At 40.2% G+C, this 19,573-nt stretch carries 17 protein-coding genes; 5 read left to right on the forward strand and 12 right to left on the reverse strand.

Annotation, left to right across the window (positions count from 1 at the left end; all coding sequences use genetic code 11):
• Positions 1 to 49 precede the first annotated feature (49 nt).
• The 6 genes from MQE36_RS07820 to MQE36_RS07845 form a co-directional block, all read right to left on the reverse strand.
• The gene (locus MQE36_RS07820) at positions 50 to 961 is read right to left on the reverse strand and encodes an AraC family transcriptional regulator (protein WP_242938607.1); all 912 of its coding nucleotides are present in this window, start codon (positions 959 to 961) and stop codon (positions 50 to 52) included.
• Positions 962 to 1,195: 234 nt separating this feature from the next.
• Positions 1,196 to 1,648 (reverse strand): Spy/CpxP family protein refolding chaperone, encoded by a 453-nt coding sequence (locus MQE36_RS07825; RefSeq protein ID WP_242938608.1) that lies wholly within the window; start codon positions 1,646 to 1,648, stop codon positions 1,196 to 1,198.
• Positions 1,649 to 1,720: 72 nt separating this feature from the next.
• A complete protein-coding gene (locus MQE36_RS07830; protein ID WP_242938609.1) occupies positions 1,721 to 3,103 on the reverse strand; it encodes a c-type cytochrome domain-containing protein in 1,383 nt (460 codons plus the stop codon).
• 9 nt (positions 3,104 to 3,112) lie between these two features.
• Complete coding sequence (locus MQE36_RS07835) at positions 3,113 to 3,994, reverse strand: sugar phosphate isomerase/epimerase family protein (RefSeq protein ID WP_242938610.1); 882 nt, start codon at positions 3,992 to 3,994, stop codon at positions 3,113 to 3,115.
• Positions 3,995 to 4,013: 19 nt separating this feature from the next.
• A complete protein-coding gene (locus MQE36_RS07840; protein WP_242938611.1) occupies positions 4,014 to 5,522 on the reverse strand; it encodes a DUF1501 domain-containing protein in 1,509 nt (502 codons plus the stop codon).
• Positions 5,523 to 5,525: 3 nt separating this feature from the next.
• Positions 5,526 to 8,273 (reverse strand): PSD1 and planctomycete cytochrome C domain-containing protein, encoded by a 2,748-nt coding sequence (locus tag MQE36_RS07845; RefSeq protein ID WP_242938612.1) that lies wholly within the window; start codon positions 8,271 to 8,273, stop codon positions 5,526 to 5,528.
• A 476-nt stretch (positions 8,274 to 8,749) separates the two neighbouring features.
• Between MQE36_RS07845 and MQE36_RS07850 the strand changes: the two genes are divergently transcribed.
• Together MQE36_RS07850 and MQE36_RS07855 are read left to right on the forward strand one after the other, a co-directional pair.
• Positions 8,750 to 9,166: a hypothetical protein gene (locus MQE36_RS07850; RefSeq protein WP_242938613.1), complete on the forward strand. Its 417-nt coding sequence runs from the start codon at positions 8,750 to 8,752 to the stop codon at positions 9,164 to 9,166.
• Positions 9,167 to 9,436: 270 nt separating this feature from the next.
• Positions 9,437 to 9,796, forward strand: coding sequence for a hypothetical protein (locus MQE36_RS07855; protein ID WP_242938614.1), 360 nt, complete (start codon positions 9,437 to 9,439; stop codon positions 9,794 to 9,796).
• A 100-nt stretch (positions 9,797 to 9,896) separates the two neighbouring features.
• Here the strand turns inward: MQE36_RS07855 and lysS are convergent, their stop codons facing one another.
• The 3 genes from lysS to MQE36_RS07870 all read right to left on the reverse strand — a co-directional run bounded on the left by lysS (position 9,897) and on the right by MQE36_RS07870 (position 13,415).
• Positions 9,897 to 11,588 (reverse strand): lysine--tRNA ligase, encoded by a 1,692-nt coding sequence (gene lysS / locus MQE36_RS07860; protein WP_242938615.1) that lies wholly within the window; start codon positions 11,586 to 11,588, stop codon positions 9,897 to 9,899.
• Positions 11,589 to 11,784: 196 nt separating this feature from the next.
• Positions 11,785 to 12,174 (reverse strand): DUF1573 domain-containing protein, encoded by a 390-nt coding sequence (locus tag MQE36_RS07865; RefSeq protein WP_242938829.1) that lies wholly within the window; start codon positions 12,172 to 12,174, stop codon positions 11,785 to 11,787.
• 176 nt (positions 12,175 to 12,350) lie between these two features.
• Positions 12,351 to 13,415: a response regulator transcription factor gene (locus MQE36_RS07870; protein ID WP_242938616.1), complete on the reverse strand. Its 1,065-nt coding sequence runs from the start codon at positions 13,413 to 13,415 to the stop codon at positions 12,351 to 12,353.
• 115 nt (positions 13,416 to 13,530) lie between these two features.
• On the opposite strand from MQE36_RS07870, the gene MQE36_RS07875 reads away from it, so the two are divergent.
• The 3 genes from MQE36_RS07875 to lipB all read left to right on the forward strand — a co-directional run bounded on the left by MQE36_RS07875 (position 13,531) and on the right by lipB (position 15,443).
• Entirely contained in the window at positions 13,531 to 13,689 is a 159-nt protein-coding gene (locus MQE36_RS07875) for a YqaE/Pmp3 family membrane protein (protein ID WP_242938617.1), read from the forward strand.
• A gap of 14 nt (positions 13,690 to 13,703) precedes the next feature.
• On the forward strand, positions 13,704 to 14,453 hold the full coding sequence (locus tag MQE36_RS07880) for a hypothetical protein (protein ID WP_242938618.1): 750 nt from the start codon (positions 13,704 to 13,706) through the stop codon (positions 14,451 to 14,453).
• Between the two features lie 273 nt (positions 14,454 to 14,726).
• Complete coding sequence (gene lipB / locus MQE36_RS07885) at positions 14,727 to 15,443, forward strand: lipoyl(octanoyl) transferase LipB (protein ID WP_242938619.1); 717 nt, start codon at positions 14,727 to 14,729, stop codon at positions 15,441 to 15,443.
• Positions 15,444 to 15,562: 119 nt separating this feature from the next.
• Here lipB and MQE36_RS07890 read toward each other — a convergent pair whose 3' ends face one another.
• The 3 genes from MQE36_RS07890 to MQE36_RS07900 all read right to left on the reverse strand — a co-directional run bounded on the left by MQE36_RS07890 (position 15,563) and on the right by MQE36_RS07900 (position 19,483).
• A complete protein-coding gene (locus MQE36_RS07890) occupies positions 15,563 to 16,249 on the reverse strand; it encodes a TapB family protein (RefSeq protein ID WP_242938620.1) in 687 nt (228 codons plus the stop codon).
• Positions 16,250 to 16,334: 85 nt separating this feature from the next.
• Entirely contained in the window at positions 16,335 to 18,791 is a 2,457-nt protein-coding gene (locus MQE36_RS07895) for a DUF3352 domain-containing protein (protein ID WP_242938621.1), read from the reverse strand.
• 95 nt (positions 18,792 to 18,886) lie between these two features.
• Positions 18,887 to 19,483: a ribonuclease HII gene (locus MQE36_RS07900; protein WP_242938622.1), complete on the reverse strand. Its 597-nt coding sequence runs from the start codon at positions 19,481 to 19,483 to the stop codon at positions 18,887 to 18,889.
• Positions 19,484 to 19,573 lie beyond the last annotated feature (90 nt).

The following is a 19,573-nucleotide window of genomic DNA, read 5'->3' on the forward strand; positions in this document are numbered from 1 at the left end:
AGACAGATATGTTGTGTGATTTTTAGCTTGTCTTGTAAATTTTTTAGTACTATTTATTTCGGTAAGCAGAAGGTGAAAATCCTGTTTGCTTTTTAAAGAAGTTGCTAAAGTGGGCTGTTTCGGTAAAAGCTAATGTATATGTTATTTCTTTAATAGATTTTGAAGTATTTTTTAAAAGAGCTTTGGCATAAGAAGTTGTTCGTTCATTTATCCAACTACTTGGTGATTTTCCCGTTTTACTTTTAATGACTTGACTAAAATAACTGGAATTGAGTTGCTGTAAGTTGGCATAATCTTGAGGCTGGAAAACTTTGTCCACATTGTTTTCAGCTAAATCTCTGTAATGCTTCTCTAAATTTTCTTTGAATGCTTTAACAATTCGAGATTGATTATTTCCCTCTTCTAACGGATAGTAATTTTGCCAAAATAGAGCTTTTATTTTTAACAATAACGCAACAAGTAAATTACTGATAATTTTCTGTTTGTATAATGAGTTATTTTGGTATTCATTAAGTATCTGAAGGTATATCGTTTCTATTCCTTTAAATTCTTGTTTGTTCGGATTTTGTGGTGGAACTGTTTCCGACAACAAAAAAGGAAAGTCTGAAAAAATATTCTGATGAGCGTTTGTCTTTAGGAATTCCTCACTAAATGTAATCAAGTAAGCTTCTTTCAATTCAAAAAATTCAAATGATTTTATATGTCCCGGATTTGTAAAATAGATGGTTCCTGAGCCATATTCAAATGTCTGTTCATCGGTGGTATAATTTCCTTTTCCATTTTTTATGAATATGAATGAATAGTAGTTTGTTCTGAATACTGGCGATTTGTAGGGAATGGTTTTATGAATTTCCAACAAATTATTCATTGAGAACTGATTACTCTGCTCGATTGGAATTTTCAATGCGTTGTACAAATCTACAACTCGTTCAAAAAATGCTATTTCTTTTGTTTCATTCATTTTGTTTTTTAGTGATTGTACATTACACCCAATAATTGTATATGCACCATATGATGCTTATTTCTATTATAAGTTTCCCCTAAAATAATTCAAATTTCCAAAACCCGCAATCTCTTAACCCTGATTCTATAAACGTAAATCCCTGTCAAATTCAAATAAACAACGCTTAAAACCATAAAAAAAGCGATCCATACCGATCGCCTGATTATATTAATATCCCGGGTAAAGGGCACATTATCCTCTTCTGCCGCCTCTTCTGTGTGTCATGTTTTTACGTTTCTCTTCCCGGTCCGACTTCCACTTGGCATATTGCTCATCATTTAAAACCTTTTTCATTTTATCCTGCAACGCCTTTTCATCGTCAAGTCTGGCACTTCGCATTTTCATCCTGTCACTTTCCGATGGCATTTCATCATTGTTGCGCATTTCTCTCCACTTCGCCATTTGTGCCTTGCGTTTTACCGCTTGCTCTTTATGAATAGCGTAGATTTCCTTTTGTTGCGCATCGGTAAGATCAAGATCTATCGCCATTTGCTTGGTCTGTAGTTCTGCCATTTGCTCCGGGGATCTGCTTTCCATCCGTTCCATTTTGGCTTTTGCTTTCTTCTTACGATCTGCTTTCTTGTCCTGGGCACTTACCGCCACCGTAAGAAGCGATAACATGCAGATACTGATTATTTTCTTCATAACTAACACGAGTTTTATGATTTAACCTTTTGACTCATAGCAGGGTACAAAGGTTTAACGCGGGCTGGTTTCTTAATAGACGATCGTATCAGAAGCAACCGTCGGAAGGGTGTAGTTTCCGTAGTCAACAGAAAAGGGAACGTCTTTTAACTGTATACTGTCTTTAACAGAAGGCGTATTAAAAAGATATAGTTGCGTTAAGCCTTTTATGTTTGTCATCTCATCCACCGAGTTGCCGGTAAATTGAGTATGGGTAACCGAAACAGATCTTAAATAATTTAGTTTTTGAAGCTGACCGATGCCTTTGCCGCTAATTTGCGTATGGTCCAGTTGTAGTGTCTGTAGATAAGGAAGCTTGTCCAGCTCATTAAAAATAGCATCCGTAATTTGTGTTCCCCTCAGATCGAGCGACAATATATTTTTAAACAGGGGTTTCAACCTCATAAGATCCGCGTCCGTAAAGTGCCGAAAGTTCAGGCACGATACCTTTAAGAAATCGGTATCCTGGCTTACAGCCTGAACGCCGAAACCTTCGTTCTTAACAGCCGTGATGGTTTCTTTCGCTACAGCTTTAAGTGTTACCTCAGGCAGATCAGATGCCTTGTCTTTTTTTAAGAAAGAAGCAAAGAGCTTTTGATCAATCCCGAGCTCTTCAATACTTTTATCGTATGAAGCCCCGTTTGCTATCCAGACTTTAATCAGCGCGGTTTCTTCTTTGGTTAATTGTGTCTTTTCTTTAGGCGGCATATGATCTTCATGATCCAGGGGCAGTACAAGCCTGTGGTATAAAGAACTGCTGTCGGGTATTTTTAAATTAATAACAGCTCCGTGCTCACCTCCCTTTTGAATGGCCTCCGCATTGTGTAAGGCCAGGTCGCCCTTTGCTTTTTTTGTACCGTGGCAACTAACACATTTATTGTTCAGGATAGGTTGTACAACATCGTTGTAAAGAATGGTGCTCCCCAGGTTTTTCTCATTCAAGGCGATCTCTTTTTCTGATTCGGCCTGTATCCCTATAAGATGCTTTACCGAGGCCGGAAGCGGCTCTGTAAGGTAATCTTCACCGTGAGTGATATTACCGCCAAAATGCCCTGTAGCACTAATCAAGGCCAGGATAACAACTGAAAAAGCGATAAGCGGAACTTTATGGAAGGCTTTTTTACTGACACGTACATAATAAATAAATGAAAATAAGGCTGTAATGATCCCCATCCATAAATGGAACTTCACGGTATCGAAGGCAAAGCCTTCTTTGGTGTATAAGATAAACCCGGTGATACAGGCCATAACGGCTGTAATGCCTCCCCACAAGAAAGCAATGGATATCGCGTGGTCAAGACCCGAAGTTTTTTTTTGGTTATACCATTGTAATAGCAATCCGAGCATGATAAAACCGATAGGCAGGTGAACAATAAGCGGGTGCAACCTCCCTGTAAATGTGATAAAATGATTCATTACAAAATGTTATTGAATTCCCAATCGTTTCTTCAGTGCATTCATTACAAAAACATTTGCTTTCCATTGGTCTCCTAAAGGCATCCTGGTGTATGGAGCCGTCGGCATATAAGTAGGCGGGCCGAATTCTGAGGTGACCGTAAAAACCCCGTTGTGTTCCCTGAGTCCTTTTCTGATAATCTGCTCCCATATGTCGAGATGGAAGTCTAATGCATTTTTCCATTCCGGAGCCTGCGGATCATTTACCTGTGGGGCTTGTTCAAATCCTACCCGGGCATGAATATGATGTACATTCCTGATGATGGTTTCCCATTTCTCCTTATGGGTTTTCAGTAGCGATTCGTGTACCACCATCCAATGACTCATATCTAATGTAAGGGGAAGCTCTTTTGCCTTGTCGAGATATTTAAGAGTTTCCGGAAGGCTATAGCTAAAGCGTCCGCGGTGCGTTTCGTGGTATACCGGGATGTTGTATTTTTTGCTTAACCTGTTACCAATTTCAATAAACTTAAGGTTGTCCTCATAACTGAAGAAATCGCTGCCCGTATGAGAATTAACGAGTACGGGCTTCCATTGCATTAATTCTTCCAGGCGTTCTTCGTATTGTTTTAAGCTCTCTTTTAGCGGCAGGCTTTTTACCGTACCGTGCATCAGGTTTAATTTAAGCTCATATTTTGTCAGTGCCCGTTTTAAAGCATCCTGGTTCTCTTTGTCGTTGGGAAGCCAGATATCTATACCGTCAAACCCTGACTCTTTTGCTTTTTTGCAAAAGGCATCCCACGAAAGCTGATTGCCCCAGTTGGTTTGAAAGAACAGGATGCGGTCTTGTGCTACAACACTGAAAATAAACCCGAATAAAAAGAGGAGTAGCAGTAAAAAGATCTTTTTCATTAAATGGTTGGTTTCTGGATTATGCGAGTATTTCTTTGATAACATGGCCGTGAACATCGGTTAATCTGAATGGTCTTCCCTGAAAATCGTATGTAAATCTTTCGTGATCGAATCCTAAAAGGTGGAGGATGGTTGCGTGTACGTCATGTACAGATACTTGTCCTTCTACAGCTGAAAACCCTATTTCGTCTGTTGTTCCCCAGCTGGCCCCTTTTTTTATGCCGCCCCCGGCCATCCACATGGTAAAAGCATCCACGTGATGGTCGCGTCCTTTATAGCCTTGTTCTTTCCCTTCCCGGTTTTCCTGCATCGGAGTTCTTCCAAACTCTCCTCCCCATACAACCAGGGTGTCGTCTAACAGTCCTCGTTGTTTTAGATCGAGGATAAGGGCTGCTATAGGCCTGTCGATCTCCCTGCATTTATTCTTAAGCCCCAGGTCGACCGCCGTACTATGATCGGTACCGTGGCTGTCCCAGCCCCAGTCGAACAACTGAACAAAGCGAACACCTTTTTCGACAAGCTTCCTTGCCAAAAGGCAATTATTAGCAAACGATTCTTTGCCCGGTTCAACCCCGTACAAGTCTTTTATATAGTCGGGCTCGTTGTTGATATTCATCACTTCCGGAACTGCAATCTGCATTCGGTATGCCATTTCGTACTGATTGATCCTGGCGAGCGTTTCCGGATCAGAATAGCTGTCGAACTCTTCTTTATTGATTTTATTGATGGCATCGATCGTACGCTTTTTCAGATCCCTTGACATTCCTTTCGGATCGTCAATATACAATACAGGATCGCCTTTCGACCGGCACTGTACCCCCTGATAAACGGATGGTAAAAATCCGCTTCCCCAGACACTCTTCCCGGCACTTGGATTCTTACCGCCTGAAGTTAACACTACAAAGCCCGGCAGGTTCTGGTTTTCAGAGCCTAACCCGTAGGTAACCCACGATCCGATGCTCGGACGCCCCAAACGCGGACTTCCCGTATGCATAAATAATTGTGCAGGTCCGTGGTTAAACTGATCGGTATTGACCGCCTTTAAGAAGGCCACTTCATCGGCAACCTTTTTAAAATGAGGCAGGTAGTCTGATACCCAGTTTCCGGATTCACCCACCCGGCTAAACTTAGCCTGCGGACCAAGGAGTTTCGGAACCCCTCTGATGAATGCAAACTTCCGTCCTTCCAGAAAAGATTCCGGACATGATTCGTTATGGAGTTTGTATAGATCCGGTTTATAGTCAAACATCTCTAACTGCGACGGAGCCCCAGCCATATGTAAATAAATAACAGATTTTATTTTTGGCGGGAAAGGAGGAGCCAGGGTTGCCAACGGATTCAGGTCCCGTTCCGAAAGGCTCATTTTACTGTTCTTCTTAGGATCAAAAAATCCGTTACAAGAAAAGAATAATGAGCTCAGGGCTATACCGCCCATCCCGGCTACGCATTCTTTAATGAAATGCCTGCGTGTCTGGGTTTCGATATCGCGTTTTAGTTTTTCCTGTATCAGTCTTTCCGTATTGTCCATCGTTTAAGATTTAGTCAGAAATTCATCTAAATTCATAATTGCGCCTGCTACTACTGTCATTGCCGCTTCTTCAGCTGTCGGACTATCGTCGTAAGAAAGAAATGACCGGGTGCTGTTCATATCGTTCTCAAATTCGCTGTAGGCCGTTTCATAAAGCTGCCGGAGTTCAGCCATCTTGGTTTCAGAGATCGCTCTGTACATGGCTTTCTGATATCCATAAGCAATCGCTTCGTCCGTATGTTCTTTTTCAAGCATTTGTTCAGCCAGGTGATATGAAGTTTCCAGGTAAACAGGATCGTTTAAAGTCACCAGTGCCTGCAAGGGGGTATTGGTGGTTGTCCTCCTTATGGTACACACCTCCCTGCTGCCGGCATCAAAAGAGATAAAAGACGGATACGGGCTCGTCCGTTTGAGGTAAGTGTATATCCCTCTCCGGTATTTATCTTCTCCCTTGCTTTCAGTCCATTTTTCTCCACTATACACGGTTTGCCATATACCATCCGGTTGAGGTGGCATAACACTCGGCCCGCCCATTTTATAGCTCATCAGTCCGGAGACCATCAGTGCCTGATCTCTTACCTGCTCCGCACTTAACCTGAACCTCGGTCCCCTGGCATAGAATTTGTTCCCGGGATCGGCATTAAATAATTCCGGATTGCTCATGGAACTCTGTCTGTAGGTTCTTGAAAGTACAATGTCTTTTAGTAAAGGCTTAAGTTGCCAGTTGTGCTCGTTCATCAGTCTGAGAGCAAGCCAGTCCAGTAATTCAGGGTGTGACGGGTTTTCCGATTGCGTTCCCATGTCTTCTAAAGTGGCAACCAGCCCTCTGCCAAATAATTGGTGCCAGATCCTGTTAACAACAGTCCTGGCAGTTAAAGGGTTGTCCTTGCTTACCAGCCATTTAGACAGTCCGAGCCTTGTTTTTGGCCAGTTTTCATCCCAATTGTTCAGTATCGGAGGTGTATATGCGGCTATGGAATCGCCCTTAAGCATCCAGTTTCCACGCTCAAAGAACCGGTTTTCACGAGCCATATACGGCGGGTTGTCCATCATTACCGGGAGGGTAGGGGTCCGGCTGTTTAACAACGATAAGAATGAATCATCGATCTCAGCATATCCGGTTTCTCCTTTCCCCGGAAGGTTGTTTAGAAAACCGAACCAGACAATATAACTGGTGCCTTTTTGTGGTTCCAGTGAGCTGTTGTAAGCTTCAATATACAAATCCGTTTTGTAATCTATGGTTTTTAAAGGAAAACGCTGTATGGTTCTTCCTTTGGTCTTGTTCAGCGTAAAAGAAGCCAGTACCTGTCCGTTTTTGTCATTTTCCCTGATGATGATTTTTGTACCGTCAACATGAGACCAGTAATTAAGATAAATATATGCAGCACCTTTTGTATAGATGTCCCTCACATAGCAAGATCCGTGATCCCATAGCGAAAGCCATTTGGTGTCTTGTAATTCTCCATTTGTAAAATCCTGAGCCAGATGTGCCTGGTATATGGGTTCGTTAAAAAGTAAAAAATCTTTGTATTCTTTGGCTAACTCTTTATTTCCGTGTTTAAGGATCCAGTTATGAATCGCATCAATTTGCGTGCGTTGGTTTTCATTATAGAATTTTATTACGGGTTCATCGCCCGGAGTGTCTTCATCACGGGTATTGTTAAAAAAGCCCATAATGCCGTAATACTCTTCATGCTTAAACGGATCGTACGGATGACTGTGGCATTGAACGCATGAGATGGTTGTACTCTGCCATACGTCGAATGTAGAGTTTACACGATCCATAACCGCAGCCACCCGAAACTCCTCATCGTCGGTCCCTCCCTCATCGTTATTCATGGTATTGCGATGGAATGCAGTTGCAATCAACTGCGCTGTGGTCGGATTAGGTAAAAGATCACCCGCCAGTTGCTCTGTGGTAAACTGATCGAAAGGCATGTCGCTGTTAAAAGCATCGATGACCCAGTCACGGTATCTCCACATGGTACGGCCGTTATCCTTTTCATAACCTTTGCTGTCTGCATAGCGGGCAAGGTCCAGCCACCAGGAAGCCCATTTTTCTCCATAAGTGTTTTTAGAAAGCAAGCTGTCAATAAGATCGCTGTACGTTAGTTGCTTCTCCTTCCACTTTTCGAATAAATCCTCATCAGGGGGTAATCCCGTAATATCAAAAGACAATCTTCGGACGATCGTTGTAGAGTCTGCAAGCGGATTCGGCTCCAGGTTGTTTTCAGCAAGTCTGTTGATAATAAAATGATCTATTTCATTAACAGGAACAGCTTCCGGTGAATTGGAAAATCCGGCGGTTTCCCGAAGTTCAGGAATCTCGATCTCCTTCGGAGGTGTATAGGCCCAGTGTTCTCCCCATTCGGCTCCCTGTTCTACCCATTTTGTAAGCAGGTCGATTTCTTTTTTCGATAAGCCGGGTCTTTTATAAGGCATTCTGAGTTCAGGGTCGGTTTCATGTAATCGCTGAATAAAAGAACTGTTTTTTGCATCCCCGGGAATGATGGCAGCTGTGCCCGATTCTGTAGCAGCATAGGCCTCTTCTTGAAATAATAAACTAAAGCCGCCATTTTTTTTAACACCCCCATGACACGATATGCAGTGTTTGTTTATGATAGGTTTTACCTCTGCACTGAAATTTACCTTCTCTTCCGGTTTTAATAAAAAATAAGCTGTAACGACTATGGCGGTTACAAATAGTAAAACTAAAAAAGACCCTATATGCTGTTTTTTTACAATACTCATGCCTTAAAAGAAACAAAATGAAGCTTTGGATTGCTATAATACGAAAGTTTTGTCTTTTTTGTGTTAAAAAAACAGAAATATAACAATAAAATTTTGAGTTGGAAATGAAGCCCTGTTTTTAGTAAGGATAGGTGCTTTGTTACAAATAGTAAATATTTGGGCGCGCCCCCCGTTTCTTAATGTTCTCTAAAATTTACCTTCAATTAGTTAAAAATCTCCTAAAAGCCGTAACAGATTGACTTTTAAATAGTCTTAATAGTAAACGACCTCGAGGCTTGCCCATGAGAGGGCCAAGTGTAAAGAAAAGGTCTGGTAGACCTTTTTAGCGATGGAGCCAGCTGGCGCATGGCAAAACATTTGCAAGTCCAATGAAATTCCTTTAGGAACATTTCACAAGGGCAAGTGTCGGAGCATTTAAGTCTCGATGATCGAGTAAAGTCAATCAAAAAACAATAATAAAAACTAAACTAACAATCATGTTTAAAGTAATTCTTATCAGTAGCTTGCTTTTGGGAGGAGATGCAGTTACACAAAATAGTACAGAACCCCATTGGTTCAATTCCGGTAACAACACTATAGTTGTTGAAGATCACAGCGGAGAAGCAGAACTCGATCTTAATACCATTGAGTATATCGAAAACGAGGAGGAATTCGAATTAGGTTTCGATACAACACCGTATTTGCCTGATGGATTCGATCCTTATCTAGGCTCATTAGATGCGATAGAATATATAGACATAGAACAAGGAGAACCTGAATTAGAATCGGAAAAGAATCTGCCGAATGATTTCGATCCTTATGTCGGCTCATTGGGAAAACTTGAATATATAGACCTCGACAAAATGGAGTTCGAAACCGGATTGTCAATGGCAAGTATAAAATGTACATATTAAAATATATGCATGTATTTGGATATGAAGTGGATTGCAACAAGCTGGGGTGAGGGAACTCAGCTTGTTGCAGCTAACTTTGAAAATGGATGCATTTTTGTTTTCATACTTAATTTTGGATAGTGAAAGAATCCGCTTTTAGCGGATTTTTTTGTTATACATCAGTTTTTATTTATAGCCCGTTCTTAGATACATATATTTACAAAACGGTTATTAAATATCCCTTAACATTTACTTTTCTTACAGTGCTTTCACTAATTCAAAAACTTCAAAATGATGTGTAGCAAAGTGTTTTTAGTAGAGAATTATCAACTGGAAGAACGAAGAACGTCCATCCATGTCGGCGAACAAATGTACAATGTATACGGACACTTAATATGTAAAGGCGAAGACCATAAAGCCTTTGTGTATTTTGTAGACGATATGAACAATTTACCTTCAGGCCATTACGATGCTGACACCAGGGAGGGAAGCATGTTCATAAAACAATCAGAAAAAGCGATCTATTACGATCTCCCTAAACTAAACGCACCGGTTTATGTGTACTTTAATGATGCTAAACCGGAACTAAATTGCGTAAGCGTAAATGAGCCTATGAGAGACCAGAGCTTTTTTACCGAGAAAGTGATATGAAAAAAGGTTCTCCTTAAATAGAAGAACCTTTATTTTTAGCTGAATTTTTTGGTTTTCACTTAGAATTCGCTCTCTTTTATAGCGTATATGGATTTCTGAATTAATCTGCCAGCTCAACAAACAAACCGTTATCCGTTTTGTTCACCCTGGCCAGATTGTTTTTTGTTAAGCCCTTAATGGTTTTATCCCATTTTTTATTGCTTAACCCCGATTGATCTTTCAATACATTAAGGCCAATCGGCGAGTTAGACTTTAAAAGACCAAATACGGCTTTTTCCTCTTCAGTCAAAGCTACCTGTTTACGTTCAGGTTTCATCTGAGGGAAGAACAATACATCCTGGATAGAATGACTGTCAGTCATAAACATGGTCAGGCGGTCTATCCCGATTCCGATTCCACTCGTAGGAGGCATACCATATTCCAGTGCACGTAAAAAATCCTGATCGATAAACATAGCCTCGTCATCTCCCTTTTCAGAAAGCTTTAGCTGTTCCTCAAAACGTTCTCTCTGATCAATCGGATCGTTTAATTCAGAATAAGCATTTGCCAGTTCTTTACCATTAACGATCAATTCGAACCTTTCGGTCAGACCCGGTTTTGAACGGTGCTTTTTAGTAAGCGGACTCATCTCAACCGGATAATCGATGATAAAGGTCGGCTGTACATAAAGATGTTCACATTTCTCACCAAAAATCTCGTCGATCATTTTACCGATACCCATCGTTTCGTCAACCTCGATACCAAGTGCTTTACATGCTTCGCGGACTTCATCTTCAGGTTTTTGGTACAGGTCATAACCGGTATGTTCCTGAATAGCATCCAAAATACCGATACGCTTATATGGTGCCTTGTAGTTTATTTTCTTTCCGTCTAAATGAACCTCAGAAGTGCCATGAAGTTCAACAGCTACCTTTTCAAGCAAAGCTTCGGTAGTATCCATCATCCAGTTGTAATCCTTATAAGCGGCATACATTTCCATGACCGTAAACTCGGGGTTGTGGGTTCTGTCCATCCCCTCATTACGAAAATCTTTTGCAAACTCATAAACCCCGTCAAACCCGCCTACGATCAGCCTTTTTAAGTAAAGCTCATTGGCAATCCTTAAATAAAGAGGCATGTTTAATGCGTTGTGATGCGTTACAAACGGGCGTGCAGCAGCACCCCCCGGAATAGGCTGTAAAATAGGAGTCTCTACCTCCAGGAATTCCATGTCGTTATAAAACTGGCGAATGGTATTCATGATCTTGGTTCTTTTTACAAAAACATCCTTAACCTTAGGGTTAACAACAAGATCTACATAACGCATTCTGTATCGCTGTTCGGGATCATTAAATTCGTCGTAAACATTTCCTTCACTGTCTACTTTCGGAATAGGCAATGGTCTTAAGGTTTTACTTAGAAGTGTAAAGTCTTTAACCATAACGGTTTTTTCCCCTACCTGGGTGGTGAAAAGCTCTCCCTCAACTCCGATAAAATCACCTATGTCAAGCAATTTTTTATAGACCTCGTTATATTTAGTATGGTCATCCCCGGTGCATATTTCATCCCGGTTAAAATATACCTGGATGCGCCCTTCGCTATCCTGCAGTTCAGCAAAAGATGCTTTCCCCTGAATACGTCTCGACATTAAACGGCCGGAGATAACAACCTTTTTACCTTCTTCGTATGCTTCTTTTATTTGTTTTGATGTATGATCTACCGGGTATAGATTGGCCGGATATGGATCAATACCTAAATCTCTTAACTTTTCGAGTTTCTCTCTCCTTATAATTTCTTGCTCTGAAAGTTGCATGCTATTTATTTTGAACTGCAAAATTACATTTTTTCAAACAATGACGAGAAACTTTTTTATGACCCTTTTTGAGAGGATTTGTTATATATAAAAAGTGGGGGGCTAAAATAGAGTAAGTCACCAAGGACTCTTTAGACACCCCTCCTTATAATGTATATTAGGCCTGTTTAACAGTCTTAAATAAGCTGCACATTTGCTATTCTGTATCAGCCTCTTTGTGTTCCGGTTTTATAACAGTCCCTTTAATGTGTAACACCCTTTTCGTGTGTAATGCATTAGATGAAACGGTAATCGTCTTGCTGAACGGCCCCATTCGGCTGGTGTCGTATTTAACTTTGATCTCACCTTTCTTTCCAGGTAAGATCGGCGACTTGGAATAAGTCGGTACCGTACATCCGCATGATGTTCTTACATTGGTGATTACAATAGGAGCGTTACCGGTATTGGTGAATACAAATACCCGTTCCCCATCGGCATGCTGCTGAATACTGCCGTAATCTATTTCTTTGGAATCAAATGAAAACTCACCGGCAACTTTTGATTGAGCCCGGCTCTGAGCATGCGTACCCTGGTTGATAATAAGCATAAAAGCAAGAGCGAAGATACCCTTTAGAAGAAGTGTTGAACTTTTTGTCAGTTTTAAAAAAGAGGTCATGTAAATTGATTTTTATGGTTAATACATGACAAACTTGCTAAAACACAAGGTGAAATAGAAATATACAGGGTTTGAAAGAAGGACTAGTACCCCGGTTGATTTTTGTTCTACGGTTTGTGAATGAGCGATTTAACCTCTTCCCTCGACTGGACCCCAAGCTTTTTATAAATGTTGTTGATATGGGTCTTAACCGTACTGAGGCTTACAAAAATTTCGGAAGCAATTTCTTTATTGGTCTTATTGTTCAAAATAAGACTCAGTACTTTCTGTTCTTGAGATGAAAGCGTATTAATAAGATGCGCGTCCTTTTCCCTTTTTTCTTTTTTCGACCGTATAAGTAAATATACATTAGCAAGGAGAGATCCCGACAGAAGAGCGATTAGGAAGGGGGTCCACTTAAAGCCTGTGCCCGATGTACTGGACAACATATACTTGTCGGCAGCGAGTTCCGTTTCGTATTGATGTGTGTAGTCTGTATTCGGATACCGGTTTTTTAACCTGTTTAATAAGTCGGTATAATACGGGTTTTCTTTAAGATCCCGGATGTAATATTTATGAGTGTCATTTTTCCGGTCAGAAAGAAAAGAATAGATATATAATTCAGCCAGCGGATCGCGCTGTTGTACACCAAAATCCTGTAAGGTATTAAACCACTTTTTGTTATTCAACCTTTTATTGGCCTCACTCTGGTATGCAGCATAGGCAAACCTCATTTCTTCCAGCAGAGAATCCGTTTTAATAAGAGAATTTGTTTGGGCATTATTGGATGCAACCTCACAAAACATCTCATTGTTAAAAGAAATAGGGAAGAATACGGTGTCGAGATTTCGCGCAATAAACAAAATCTGCTTGCTGTTATTACAATGCCCGTTAAAATGACTTGAGGCCGTATCACTGTCCCGGCAATTGTCTACATGAATCTTATAAATCCTGTTGTTGTCGCTTAAATTATCGCCTGTAAATGTAAAAATGCCCTTGTCGTCGGCTTTTGTTTTTGCTATGATCTGCTCCGGATACACGCCTGAGGTATGCCTGTAATCTTCAATGATAGAAAGATATACATCATTGTGCCAGGCCGTAGTGTCTATAATTCCGGAGAACTTGTATTGGGCACAGACATTCAGGCTCAAGCCTGGGATGATCAGAAAAAAGAGGTGTTTGATCAATTTCATAATCACTAAACTAATAATAACTTTTATGAAAATAAAGACTCAGGTTTTTTTATTTTCGCGTAACAAAACGAAGATAGATGAGTCTAATAAGTACATCAATCAAAAATAATATAAAATGAGTATTTGGAGGGTTTTATTGTCTATTGTATGTCCGCCTTTAGCGGTTCTGGATAAAGGATGCGGTTCGATAATTATCGTTTTTATACTATGGCTTTGCGGTTGGGTGCCGGGAGTTATAGCAGCCTTAATAATTTTAAACAATCCTAAAAGATAAATCTGAATTTAAAAATGAGAAAACTCTTTTCAGCAATTACGGTTATTGCTTTGTGCCTTTTTACATCTTGTAACTTTACGGAAGAAATGCATCTTAATGCCGATGGCAGTGGTAAAATTGCCATTAATTTTGACGGCTCCCAGCTTATGGAAATGGCAGGAGATGAAATGTCGAAAGAAAATGAAAAAGCGATCGATTCCTTAATATATTTTAAAGATGTTTTAGAAGAGAAAAAAGATAGTATATCCAAATTGTCTGAAGAAGAGCAGGCAAGTCTGAAGAAACTAGAGAAGTTTGCCATGCATATGCTGATGAACCCTGAGGCCAAAGAAATGAAGTTTGAAATATTTACAAACTTTAAATCAGTAAAGGAACTCGACGACGTTTTTGATTCATTTCAGCAAGCTAACAAGTTGCAAAGCAGTGTAGAAGGAAAGCCGGTAAAAACAGATCCTACATTTGGTGGCAATAGCGAAGCTACAGATGTCGCTTATAAATTTAAAGGTAGAAAGTTTAGCAGAGTAACCACCATCGTAGATGAAGAATTGCTGAAGCAGGCTGTTGACAGCTTGTCGAGCTCGAATATGTTTTTATCAGGCTCAAAATATTCCCTGAAATATCATTTCCCTAAAAAGATAAAATCAGTATCGTCTGGCAAAGCCATGTTGAGTGCAGACAGAAAGACATTAGTGCTGGAGGTCGGTTTTGTAGATTATATGAGAGATCCGAAGATTCTCGACCTGGAAGTGGTTCTGGAAAAATAAAACGAATCTGTTATAAACAGAAAAGAGGTTGTCTAAAGGTATTAGTATCATTCTGAATTTATTTCCGGAGCTTCATTTCGTTATTATACAGGTTATTGTGGCGTTTTGAAATGAGTTCGGGTTGATGGAAACAGACCTTTTAGGCAACCTGTGTTGTTATCGGTGGTTATTACCATAAATAAAAAGAATCGTAACAATACCTTATAGCCCGATGAGAGGCATGACTCTTTATACCGTAAGGTTTTCAGTAGTATATATACTATCTTTGTGCCTATGAACAAGAATGTTATTATAGAAGATCTGGGATTAAAAGATTATAAAGAAACCTGGGATTATCAGGAAAAGCTTTTTCAATCCATCCTGGATATTAAAATTAAGAACAGGAGAGCAGAAGCTGGGCTCGAAACCCCTAACTATTTTCTGTTGGTCGAACATCCGCATGTATATACGTTGGGCAAGAGCGGAGACCTTTCCAACCTGTTGGTAAATGAAGAACAGCTAAAAGATAAAGGGGCGACTTTCTATAAGATTAACAGGGGGGGAGACATCACCTATCACGGACCGGGACAAATTGTAGGATATCCCATCCTTGATTTGGATAACTTTTTTACCGATATTCATAAGTACCTGAGGTTTCTGGAAGAGGTTATCATTTTAACACTTGCCGACTATGGTATAAAAGCAGAGCGATCGGAAGGGGAAACAGGGGTGTGGATTGATGTGGGAACACCTTTCGCCAGAAAAATCTGCGCTATGGGAGTAAGAGCCAGTCGTTGGGTAACCATGCATGGTTTTGCATTAAACGTAAATGCCGACCTGGGGTATTTTGATAATATCATTCCTTGTGGTATCAGAGGAAAGGCGGTAACATCACTTAATGTGGAGTTGGGGAAGCCGGAAGTGTCGATGGATGAAGTGCAGCAAAAAATACTAAAACACTTCAAGGAACTTTTTGAGGTGGAATTTGTGAAGCAAAAGACGACCGTATAAAGGGCAGGGCGCTACACCCCCTGTGTTTTCCTATGACGCCTGGCTCAATAAATAAGAAGGTACGATTGCCCCGTGGGATTCTTTCGGAGTATTTCGCAGGGGTCGGATTATAAGGGGCGTCATTTATCGAATTCAGTAAGGATGCTCTTTCTCACCAGGGTGCCGTTTTTTTCGTATTCTTCACTTTTTACCAGGCCAATACCTTCTGCAAGCCACTCCTTTATATAAACAGTCTTCTTTATCCCTGATATAATTTCTGTTTTATAGCTCACAATGACACAATCTAGTTTGCCTACAGGGGTTTGTAAGGTCTCGTTTCCTTCAACCTTTCTGTTTTGCATTTTGATGGACATACTGATCTTTGTCGTTCCGGATGAAAACGAGGTTTCCATTTCTGCATCCGGAAGTTTTTGCCCGATTTTCAGATCGTTGGGTAACTCAATATTAATGCCCCGCATCCGGAGGGGTTTGCCTTCATACTGTTTAAGGAGTTCAGCGCTCATCATCGAATTAAAATCAATGAGAACACCGTTGCCTTTACAGGTAACACCGTATTCGGCGGTAGCTACGATATCGCCTTCCGGATTCTGTATTTCAGATATAAAAATAGAAGTGCGGTCGTTCGCCTGTACAATACTGTATTCCATTAATGCATTCGGAATGTTCTTTTCATCGTACACGGTTATTTCAAAACTTGTGCCCTCTTCCATAGGGTAATATCTGCTGCATTCGCTTTTGCTGACCGGGCTGGGATGGAAGGAATAAGCAGCCCATAACAATGCCGGAAAATAAAATTTGGAATACATATGTTTAATGATTGATTAATAGCATATTAAAGATACGTATTTTGCGGTGAACCCTCTTGGGGCCAACGGCTTATTTCGCCGGATTTTAATTGATGCGGTACACCAGTACGCTATCGTCTTCCCCTTTTACGGTGAGTTCTATTTTTTTGTCGTTATCGATGTCATTAAGATCTGCTACGGAAGTACCGTAGATAGGAAAATTAGGTAATAGCCTGGCGTTGCTGTCGAATAAATAAACTTTATTGGCCTGGGTATCGGTAATGCCCACATAGATCTTATCGTAAAGATAAAAGATCTTCGGCGCCGTATACAGTCCATAATCCAATGCAGCTTTATTGCCTTTAATGGTTAATTCGTTTTCAGATAAGGAAACTAAAGTCTTGGATGTGGCATCAATAACATGGTTCTCGGAGAGGTCCAGTTTTGTTTTGGTCACTTTTCCGTTTTGATCGATCTGGATAAGCTCACCCGACTTTCCGGTTGTTGCAAAGGTGTTATTGTATTCAAAAATGTCGTTGCTGGAAAAGTCGAATTTCTCTTTTACGTTAATCCTGTTTTTTCCGGTCCTGTGGAGTATGTGTAAAGACCCGTTCTCCTCTTTAAATACCAAATAGTCTTTATTGCCTATTCTGAGGTGTTTCGGAAGAGCAGTAATAGGCGACGAGGTCTTGTTGAAAACAAATCCGTTTACCTTTTTAGCTTCTTTGTTATACATGCTGATAATATTTCCCTGTACAATAGGAAACCTGTACTTCTTGTTGCCGTCGTAATCAAAAACGGCAAGTGGCTGGGTAATCGCATTATCAAATCGTATAGGGAACGGGTTTACATCATTGCCGTTTCTGTCAATGATATAAAAAGAATGCGTTGTAACAAAAGCCAATTGTAGCCGTCCGTTTCGATAGAGGTCAACCTGTTCTATGGATCCCTGTATTTTGCCATCGAGTTCTTTTTTCCATAATACCTTGCCGTCAGTAGCTATTAAGTACAGGTTATTCTGTTCATCCTGGGCTACTACTTCTTTTTTCTTTGTTCTGTGGTTCGTTACAAACTGTGGAGGTGTGAGTACAGGTGCATTCAGTTTTGTGCTGAATACCTGGGAAACCATATTAACGGCAGCTTTAGCAGATTTCTTCTTTACAATCGCATTAAAATGTGCGTAATCCGTCTCAGCGATAAATTGCAAGGCAGCATATTTATATGCCTTGGTTTTTACCTTAGAAAAAACCTTTCTGTAATCTTCATTGAAAATAAACCCAGATGTTTTTAACTTGTCGAGGTTACCAACCCACAGTAAAGAAGAGGCATCTGCCAGATTACTCATAAGATCTGTAAATGTCGGGTCGTTTTCAATAACCGCATTATTCTGATAATTACTGATGATATTTTCAAGGACTTTAATGTCGGGGCTAAAAATCACATACGATTCTATTTCTGCTGCATAAGAGATGTTTTTATCCTTTACCAGGGGATAGAAATACTGACTGATCAATGCAGGTTCGGTTAGCGTATAAATATTTTGCGCTCTGAATGTAGTTTTTTCACCAATATACTTTTGAAGGTTTTGAAAAAGATGATTGGAGTCAACGGTATTTAAGATGAACACTTTTGATTCGTTTAAACCTACAGTCGCAATCTCGGTAACAGAATTGAACAAGGAATCTGACCTCCGTTCTCTGTAGGTTAAAGGAGCATTTGCACTGAATTGTCCGTAATCGCTAAAAGTGGCATTCAGAAAATAATCACTTTCTACAGGGATGATCTTTGCCATACTGCTCGAAACGGGTTTTGTATTTTTAAATATGTTCAACGTATGCTGTAAAGAATCCGATGAAACGGCAATACCGTTAAGACGGATCTCGTTCTGGGTAACTACAGCATCAAAAGAATTCCAGCTGCCAAGCTGTTTGATGTCCTTAAGGATATGGTTCGGAAAAACGTTGGAGATTAAACTGCTCGCCCTTTGGTGGTTTAAGAAAAAGTGCGCGTCACTGTTTTTCTGAGAAACCTCGTAAAGCTTTAAAAACTCGCTGTCGGAAATTTCATTCCCGTCATTTCTGATGGCGTTCTCAACAAGTAGTTGAGATGAAGATCCGATAAAGATATTCTTATCCAGTGTGGTATAATAAAAATCGGTGCCTTTAAGTTTGGACAAATAGATGTCTGCATCCTGGTATGGTATGGTTTTTACCGAGTCCTTCTGAACAGAGTCAAGTTTAAGGATATTCTGATGATCTCTTGTAATGATGCTGTATTCAAAATTTTTAGTACCAATTTCTGAAATGCTGATAAACGATTGCCCGTTTGGATGTATCTGTTTTAAAGAGGTTAGTTTTTTATCCAGGTCGCCTTGTAGCGAGTTTTCAGATAAGGAATTTAAAAGCTTGTTGTTTTTGGCGTCATTAAAGAAAAGCTGTAGGTCATCTGTCATCAAAATTGCCGAAGCATTGGTCGGAATATAATCAATAAGGTTGTTTCGGGTATTTTTTTCTTCTGTACAGCTTAAGACGATAAGGATTAAAACAATGAGGCCTTTTTTCATAAAATCGTTTTTTGTTGAGTGATCAGAAACAGGATTATAATATGCAAAAATATAAACTTAAACCCGAACTGAGTATCTGAACTTGGTAATGCAGGTTAAAAATCGAGTGTTAATTGTTCAGGCAATAGCCTGAAAGACTTTCTGTGGTATTTGGTAATGCCGTATTTTCTGATGGCCTCGCGATGCTCCCTGGTAGGGTATCCCTTGTTTTTTTTCCAGTTATACATCGGGAATTCTTCATGGATCTTATCCATATAAAGATCCCTGTATGTTTTTGCTAAAATAGAAGCCGCTGCAATACTAACGAATTTACTGTCGCCTTTTACGACGCAATGGTATTCAATATCTTTATAAGGTTTGAATTTGTTTCCGTCTACGATAATATGCTCAGGGGAAATACGAAGCCCGTCAAGGCTTTTATGCATGGCCATGATGGAAGCATTCAGAATATTTATTTTGTCAATCTCATCAGGAAAAATGTGGCATACGGCATAGGTACTTACGGTTTCTTCTATGATGGGTTGCAGTTCAAATCTCTTTTTTTCTGACAGTTGCTTGGAATCATTGATAAGGCTGTTTTCAAAGTCGGAAGGAAGTATAACGGCAGCCGCTGTTACCGGCCCCGCCAGGCAGCCCCTTCCGGCCTCGTCAGTTCCGGCTTCTATCGCGTCATTCCTGAAAAATACTTGCATATGATATCTGAGGTTTATAAAGGCAAAAGTATAAAACCCAATTAACATATTATTCAATATCATAACAGGTGTAAATAAAGGCAGCCGCTA

The sequence above is a fragment of the Zhouia spongiae genome, assembly GCF_022760175.1.
GTDB classification, from domain to species: Bacteria; Bacteroidota; Bacteroidia; order Flavobacteriales; family Flavobacteriaceae; genus Zhouia; species Zhouia spongiae.